The organism is Pseudomonas sp. CFBP 8758, from assembly GCF_014841725.1.
In the GTDB taxonomy this organism is placed as follows: domain Bacteria; phylum Pseudomonadota; class Gammaproteobacteria; order Pseudomonadales; family Pseudomonadaceae; genus Aquipseudomonas; species Aquipseudomonas baltica.
In genome coordinates this window covers 1-8154 of sequence record NZ_JACYUK010000016.1, presented here as the reverse complement: position 1 = coordinate 8154, position 8154 = coordinate 1, and the positions used below count along the sequence as shown (strand labels likewise).

3 protein-coding genes are annotated in these 8154 nt (G+C 60.8%); 1 reads left to right on the top strand and 2 read right to left on the bottom strand.

Going from position 1 to position 8154, the window contains the following annotated elements; all coding sequences use genetic code 11:
• Positions 1 to 490 precede the first annotated feature (490 nt).
• The gene (locus IFT75_RS21275; protein ID WP_192056665.1) at positions 491 to 2716 is read right to left on the bottom strand and encodes an autotransporter outer membrane beta-barrel domain-containing protein; all 2226 of its coding nucleotides are present in this window, start codon (positions 2714 to 2716) and stop codon (positions 491 to 493) included.
• 153 nt (positions 2717 to 2869) lie between these two features.
• Positions 2870 to 5608 (bottom strand): autotransporter outer membrane beta-barrel domain-containing protein, encoded by a 2739-nt coding sequence (locus IFT75_RS21270; RefSeq protein ID WP_244652801.1) that lies wholly within the window; start codon positions 5606 to 5608, stop codon positions 2870 to 2872.
• A 302-nt stretch (positions 5609 to 5910) separates the two neighbouring features.
• On the opposite strand from IFT75_RS21270, the gene IFT75_RS21265 reads away from it, so the two are divergent.
• On the top strand, positions 5911 to 8001 hold the full coding sequence (locus IFT75_RS21265; protein ID WP_192056663.1) for a hypothetical protein: 2091 nt from the start codon (positions 5911 to 5913) through the stop codon (positions 7999 to 8001).
• Positions 8002 to 8154: the final 153 nt, after the last annotated feature.

Here is an 8154-nt window from a genome sequence, read left to right as displayed (position 1 = left end):
GGTCGCTGCCGTAGGCGGCTTTGCGAATGGCGCGTAATAATGAACGGGGTGGATTTTTCACGATGGATCACCTCGGGGAAGTTGAGGGAATATCGAAGAGTAGAGAGGCGAGCAATCAAGCAGCGGTCACCTGAGAGAATAAGTTAGGCTTGAAAACTGGAAAGTGCAAACAACTGGAAGAGTGACAAACTTGGTAAGTTTTCGCGCTCAAGTCTATGTGAGACATACGTTTTATTCGCATAACGATTGAATGCGAGCGCTCAAGAGAAGTTAGTATATTTTTGTACTTTGGATGCAGCTATAAAAAATAATATTCAACATTGCGCTGGAAGTAAAAAGGCGAGCTTTTGCATGTGTTAGTTGGGTCGTTCACATACGGCAGACCCACTTGCCCAGAAGGTACCTATGCCTACGCAGAAACAGTACAGAGGGTTGTGCCATGGCTGAGGCAACAGCAGCGCATTCACCGCTGTTGCCTGCCTTTGCGGGATCAGAAGCTGTAGCGCAGGCCGACGTTCACGCCCCAGGGTTGCTCCAGGTTGCGACCCTTGGCGTAGTCGAACTCGGTGTGCAACTGCAAGCGGTCGGACATCTGCGCGGCCAGGCCCAGGCCGAATTCGCCGCGGCTGCCGGACAGGTCGTTGGTGAAGCGGTTGCCATTGACCTTGACCTGGTTGTTGCTGGCGAACTCGTGGGCCAAAGCGGCTTTGGCGTAGTACTCGAAGGTGCCGCCGGCATCCAGCTCAAGCGTTTGGCTGAGCTTGGCACCAGCTTTGGCCAGCAGCGAGTCGGCATGGTTGCTGTCAGCTTCCATGCCGTTGTTCAACGTGTAACCTTGCCCCTGCACCTTCAAAGCCGACACCTGGGCGAAAGGCGTGACAGCAACGGTTTCAGTCACAGCAATCCGTCGGCCTGCTTCCAGCGAGGCACCGATGCCATGGTGGCTGTAGCTGCCTCGGCTGCGGGTACCATCGCTCATGCGCACCTCGGAGCTGTTCTGAAAGCGGTTGAGCTTGGCCAATGCATCGACGTAATAGCCGTCATCGCCCAGCCACGTGCCGTAGACACCCAGGTAGAAGCTGTCCACTTCGCCTGAAGTGCCGCCCTTGAGGTCCAGGTCGGATTTACTGTAGCCGACCATGGCACCGACCAAGGCGGTGCCATGGTCCACCACCAACGGGGCGTCCGCGCCGAGGCTGAAACCGTTCTGCTGCTGTCGGTACGCCACACCGCCGCCCGCCGACAGGTTGTATTTATTGCCGTAGGCCCGCGTCCACAGGCCGCCCTCGGCCTTGCCCATGCGCAGCTCGCCCATGCGGCTGCGCAGGGTGCTCAGCTCGCCGTACCACACGCTGGGCGCAGCGCTGAACAAGCCAAGCACCGATGCGGTACCTGGGGTCACCACGTTGCCAGGGCGCTGCACCAGCTGCCAGTCGTCGCCTGTTTGTTTCAAGTCGTAAACGAAGGTACCCAGGTCTATCTGGCCGCCCAGCGCCGCGAAACGCGCGTCACCGCCTGCGGTCTTGACCACGGTCAATGGGTCTTGCCCTTCGGCGACGTCAGTACCGGTGTTGTGAATGGCCAGCAAGTGGTCGCCGGTGGCCTGGCCGGTGATCACCAGCGTGTCGCCTTGGCCTGTGGCCAGGTCGGTGCCCAGGCCAAAGGTGCCATTGCCGGCGAGGCTGCCCAGCGTCAGTTCGCGGAAGGCGCCGGACGTACCACCCAAATCGATGCGCCCGCCGTTCATGCTGACGTCACCGATGCTGGCGCTCTGGGTCATGCGCCACAATGCGCCGCTGTCGACGGCCAGGCTGGACACCCCGGCCATGGTGCCGGTCAGGCGGGCGTTGTCTTGCAGCGTAATGGCGGTGGTCGAGTCCGCGTCGATCTGAATGTCACCGGTCAAGTCGGTATTGGCAGCGGTGAAGTCCACCGTGGTATTGGCACCGGCTTGCAGAATGACACCGTCGCCGCCCAGCAGCGTCGCACCATTGCGCACGATGATCGAGGCTTGAACGGGTGAGGCGTTGCGTGTCTGTACGGCGATTGCCGCACCGCGCTGACCTTCGACGCGAGCGTTGTCCACCACCAGGTTGCTGGCGCGCGGTACGGGCACGAATGTGTCCATGCTCAATACGGCGCCATGCGTCTCGCCAACCACGTTGCTGCCCTGGGTCACATTGATGTCGCCACTGAGCATAAGGATCCCGTTGCCACCCCGGAGCAGACTGGTGTTGGCCGTCCGGCCCAGCACTTGGGTGTTGGCCAGCGTGATAGCGTTGTTGTAGTTGGCGGAGACGCCGCTGCCGCTGCCCAGCAATACGCTGTCGAACACACTGACCTGGGCGCCGCTGGTCTCACTGCCATTGCTGGCGATCAGCGCGTAGTTGCCGGTGCTGACCACTGTGCTACCGGTGATGCTGGCGGTGCTTTGGCTGACCCTGACCCCAACTGCCGCGCCCCCGTTGATCTGCGCGTTCTCCGCGCGTAGCGCAGAACCGGTGGACACTTCGATGCCCAGGGTTTTTGCGCCTTTGACGTAAAGGGAGGCCCCCTCGCGCAGGCGCCAATCGGTAATGGCGGCCTCGGGGTAGATCACCAGGGCGTCCCCTGGGCCGGTCAGATCGCGTGCCGCAGCGACTTCGGCACCGTCCAGTACGAGAAGCCCGGCAGCGAAGCTGCCGGGCAGGATGAAACGTGAAACGAACCTGCTCATGATTGAGAACCTTGCGATGCAACCGTAGGATTTGCCGAAGGGCAATTGCGGGCCGCAAGCTTAGGTTCATGAAGTTTTAATATCTGTAGGACGCGTCCGAATCATGCATAGGCAAGACGCGTCCTACAACGACAGACCTACCTGGCACGACACCTACCAGGCATAGCGTAGGCCGAGGCTTCCTCCCCATGGCTGTTCGATGTTCTCGCCATTGCTGTAGTCGAAGTCGGCATGCAACTGCAGCCGATCGGAGATCTGCGCGATTACACCGGCACCCAACTCGCCGCGGGTGCCCGAGAGGTCGTTGGTGAAGCGGTTGGCGTTGACCTTGACACGGTTGGCATCGGCGAACTCATGGGCCGCCGCCACCTTGATGTAAGGCTGCACCAAGCCGCCATTGGCCAACGGGAAGTTACGCCCGACATGCGTACCCACCTTGCCCAGCCACGAGTCGGCGCCGTTGCTGCGTGCCTGCATGCCATTGTCCAGATCGTAGCGCTCACCCTGCACCCAAAGCGCCGACATCTGCGCGAAGGGTTCCAGGTACCAGTTGTCGGCGAGCTTTATGTGCTTGCCCACTTCCAGCGATGCGCCTACGCCATGGTTGTCGTACTTGCCACCGGTACGGCTGCCGTCGCTGACGCGCACGTCGGACTTGTTCTGGAACCGGTTGAGCTTGACCACGCCGTCCACGTAGTAGCCGCCTTCGGACAGCCAGGTGCTGTACAGCCCCAGGTAGTAGCTGTCGACCTCACCGGAAGTGCCTGCCGCCAGGTCCAGGTCGGAGCGACTGTAGCCGCCCATCACGCCTACCAACCATTGGCCATTACTGGCCGGCAGCGGCGCATCGACCCCAAAGGTCAGCCCCTGCTGGCGCTGCCTATAGGCCACACCACCCCCGGCCGACAGGTCGTAACGCCCGCCATAGGTGCGCACCCAGGCGCCACTGGTGCCACGGCCCAGGCGCAGTTCACCCATGCGGCTGCGCAGGGTAGAGAGCTCGCCGTACCACACCGTGGGTGCGGCGCTGAACAGGCCGATCACCGAACGCGCTCCGGGGGTGACCACCGGACCGCCGCCGTCTCCAGGATTGCCGGGGTCCACGGGCGTCACGGGATCTACCGGGGTTACCGGATCTCCCGGATCGCCGGGGCTCCCTGGATCTACCGGGTCTACCGGATCTCCCGGATCTCCAGGGCTCCCTGGATCTACCGGGTCTACCGGATCTCCCGGATCGCCAGGGCTCCCTGGATCGACGGGACCGACAGTTCCCCGCTGAACCAGCAACCAGTCCTGGCCTTGCTTCTGCAGGTCGTAGACGTACGTGCCCGCATCGACCTGGCCGCCGAGCACGGCGAAGGTGCCCGCGCCACCGCCGGTCTGCACTACGGTCAGGGTCGTACCCGGCGCCGGGTCGACCCCACTGCTGCTGTTGTGGATGGCCAGTTCATGGCTGCCGGCGGCCTCGCCGGTCACCACCAAACGATCACCCTGTACGGTGCCCAGATCGGTGTTCAGGTCGAAGATGCCGCTGCCGCTCAAACTGCCTGTCTGCAAGGTTCGATAGGCGCCGCTGCGGCCACCCAACGCCACCCTGCTGCCGTTCATGGCCAGGCTGGCTATCTGCGAGTCGCCTGTCATGTTCCACAGGGAACCGTCAGCCAGATTGACAGCGCCTGCCTGGCTCAACTGGCCATTCAAGGTCGAAGCGCGGTTCAGGTCCAGGTTCAGTGGACCCTGGCCGTTGCCTTCCCAGGTGCTTGCGTCCAGTGTCATGTTCGCCGTGGAGGTATCGGCGACAGTGACGTTGCCGGTCAAGCTGCTGTTGCCCAGGTTGAGCTGGGCCTGCGAGGCTTCACTGACGTTCGTGTCGCCAACCCAGCTGCTCTGTTCCAGGCTCAGGTCGAGGCGCGAACCGCCGGTGAGCAGGGCATTGCCTGTCAACGTACTGGCTTCTCGACTGACCAGGGTAAGCGCGCTGGCCCCCCCCAGCAGCATGTCGCCGGCCAGGCTGCTGCCCTGGCCCAGATCGGCCGTCACCTGCGAGGCATCTGCCAGGCTCAAACCGCCGTTCAAGGCACTGGCGGCCACTTGCAGATCCAGGGTCGACGCCTGCGTCACTTCCACCGCTATGCCATTGCCCCCGGTCAGGCTGGAACCATTGGCCAGGGTCAACCTTCCGGCTGTGGCCAGTGGATACAGCGTGGCCCCAACCAACACCGCGCTGCCGCGAGTACCTTGCAGGCTCGACCCATCGAGCGCCAGGTTGGTGGCTGCACGCGGTGTGCCGCTGCCGCCACCGTTGGCGATCAATGTGGCGCCATGGTTGGCGCCTATGGCGCTGCTCTGCACCAGGTTCATGTCCGATGACAGCACCGACAGCCCCACCCCGCCTAAGTAAGGCTGCACGCGACCATCATCGGTGCCGGATATCTGCGAACCGCTGATATTCACCACGGCCCCTGTGCTGCTTTGGATGCCTCGGCCGAAACCGGTGACCGTGCTGTTGGTCAGCGTCAAGACGGCGGGCGCGCCGGCTACCAGCGTGATACCGATGGCTGAAGAGGCATTGAGCACGCTATCGGTCACCGTGGCCGTGGAAGCGTCCACGCGCACGGCTTCGAAGCGTGCGCGCGCCGTGACCGTGGCGCCTTCCAGCCCAGCCGTACTGCCCAGGCGCAAGCCGATGTCCAGGGTTTGGCCCCCAGGGCTGACGAACAGCGAACCTCCTCGCAGTACCGACCATTCCTCGACCGGTGAACCTGAGTTGACCCTGCCGATGGAAAAGGGCCCATCCACCACGGCCGCCATGACCTCGCCAGATACACTTAATACGACTGCAACGCCCAGCAACGGGCGCCACTTGATACCGCCGTGAACAATAGTTTTCATGACTGCCACCTTTGAATTTATTTATTCAAAAAGTTACTTTGGATCGTCCATCCGAAGTGGCAGTGTAGTTGCAAATCATGCTTCATCTAGTTGAATAATAATTTTCAGAATTGGCTGGATTTAAACATTGAAATGACTCCAATCGGTGCTAGCTTGAATATCGCACCAGGCCAATTACGCCTCGCACGAAGCCGCACCGAAACTTGCAGCGTGTAAATAATCAATCACTCGCAGCCGTTATGAAAACGCTTATTCACACTGCGCGCCTCGGTCTATATCAGTTCAGTACTGGAGATTGAAAAATGGGAACTTCCAACGCGATCTTTCAGGCGCCAAGCGCGCGTCCGACAGATGCAGCCGTCACTGTGTACAAGGTTCACAAGAAAGGCCGACTGGATCCAACGTCGCCCAGCAAGCGCTCTGCCAGCCTGCGGGCAGGCGTGGGCATATTGGTGGACGATGGTCCATCGCCGTCAGTACCTGACGCCATTTCCGGGCACCCGCAGAACCTGATTCCTGCAAACAAGAATAACAGTCCATTCAGGATCTCCATTCCAAACCACACGAGCATCGTCGTTGGCGACGTGGTCCGCTTGATACTCGACAATGTGCCTATCGACGTTCCAGCCGTGGACGCTGCAGAGGTAGGCAATGGTTATATCCGCGAGTTCGACGCAACCCTGGCTCACGGTGTACATCAGGTTACCTACGAGCTGGAGGATGGCGGCGGCAATGTGATTCGGGGTAACCCACCGATCCCTTTGCGTATCGACCGTGAAGCGCCAGGCGGGACTTTGATGCCACCGCTGATCTTTGCCCAAGATGTAGAAGACGAAGGTGTGACCCTGGACAAATTGGTTGCAGGCACTTCCGGCGGTCTAGTGCTGAAGACACTGCTGCCAGACTACTACGGCATGGAAGATGGCGACATAGTCAAACCTCATTACAGACTACTGGCAGCAGGGTCTGAGTTGCTCATCGTGTCGGCGGAGAAGGTGGTGCCCGTGGGCGGCGCAGGCGAAGATCTGGAGCTTGAAATTCCGTTGGCCGCGTTGCAAGCCATGAATGACGGCGAGCGCTATTTCGGTTACACGCTTACCGACGTGGCGGGCAATGTCAGCCGTGGGCGCGCAGACGACGTTGCCTTGATCATCCTGGTCAGCAGCGCGCCAGTGGACGGTGATCTGGATTTACCAGACATCGCGCTGTTCAGCGACAACGGCCTGATCAGCGAAGCCGATGCGCGCACGCCGGTCCATGTCAAAATTCCCGAAATCCCCAAGTCCGTCGATGGCGACGAAGTGATTTTCTACCTCGGCACCTCAAGTACCTCGAGACTGCGCATCAGCACAGCGGACCTCGGCAAGCCCTTCGTGCTGGAGTTCGACCTGCCGTTTGACTTCGTTGCCAACGGTGGCGGTACGGGGTCACCGCAACGGTACACAGCAGAGGGGTACTACGAAGTCTACCGCGGCACTGTAAAAATGGCCACTTCGGGAGCCAACCCCGTGTTGGTGGACATCACCATACCCGCCGGCCCAGACCCAGTCCCCGGCACTCCGGAAAATGAGCTGTTGAGGGTAGTCACGGTCGAGGCGGACAGTGGTGCTGTCGATATCATCGACAACGCTGACTTGCAGGAGGACGCCGAGGTCATCGTTCCTTACTACGCCGACAGCACTGCCACCCCGCCGGGTGATGTCGACTACCTGCAGGCCAACGATGTCATTACCGTCTATTGGGGCGGCACGGCGCTGGCTAACAGAAGAACCATACTGGCCAGCGATCTCGCTGCCAAATCACCGCTGAAAATCACCGCAACATCGGCTGAAATGAAGGCCAAAGGGCCTGGTATCAAAGCTGTCCACTACACCGTGGCGCGTGCAACATCAGGCACGCCATCGGCGACCAACGTGGCCCTGTCGTTTGCCAAGGACGTACAAGTTATTTCTCAGGATCTGCTGCCAGGCGGCCCCAGCGGATTGCCCGCGGGAGAGTTCACAGAGCGCAGGCAGGCACAAAACTCTTTGAACAAGGCGCAGCTGCAGGACGGTACGCCATTCCGTGTGCTCCTGGATTACGACCAAGTGGCCGAGGGCGACGAGATCACCCTCACGCTGCAGGGGTATTACGGCCTTGCCGGCTCAGGCGTCGAAACGCCCAACATGAAGCTCGATCTGAGCTACACCTTGACGCGCGACGATATCCAATTGCCGGGCGGCCCTGTCAAGCATCACGACTTCCTGATTCCAGCCACGTACTTCTCCAAGAAGTGGGTGAATGAGCCCGTTGGGCAGGGGTCGGTAACGGCCGTGTACTCCATTGAAAATGCCTACGGCACTGGCGGCCCTTCTGCTTCGGTGTCCGTGCGTTGCTACGCACTGGACTTGTAGCAGCGTTACCCCTCGCCAGCAGGCAACTGTCGGCGAGGGGCCTACCTGTTCTTTGTCATGAGTGATCTCAACTCCACTTGAGGTGATCCATCGTGAAAAATCCACCCCGTTCATTATTACGCGCCATTCGCAAAGCCGCCTACGGCAGCGACC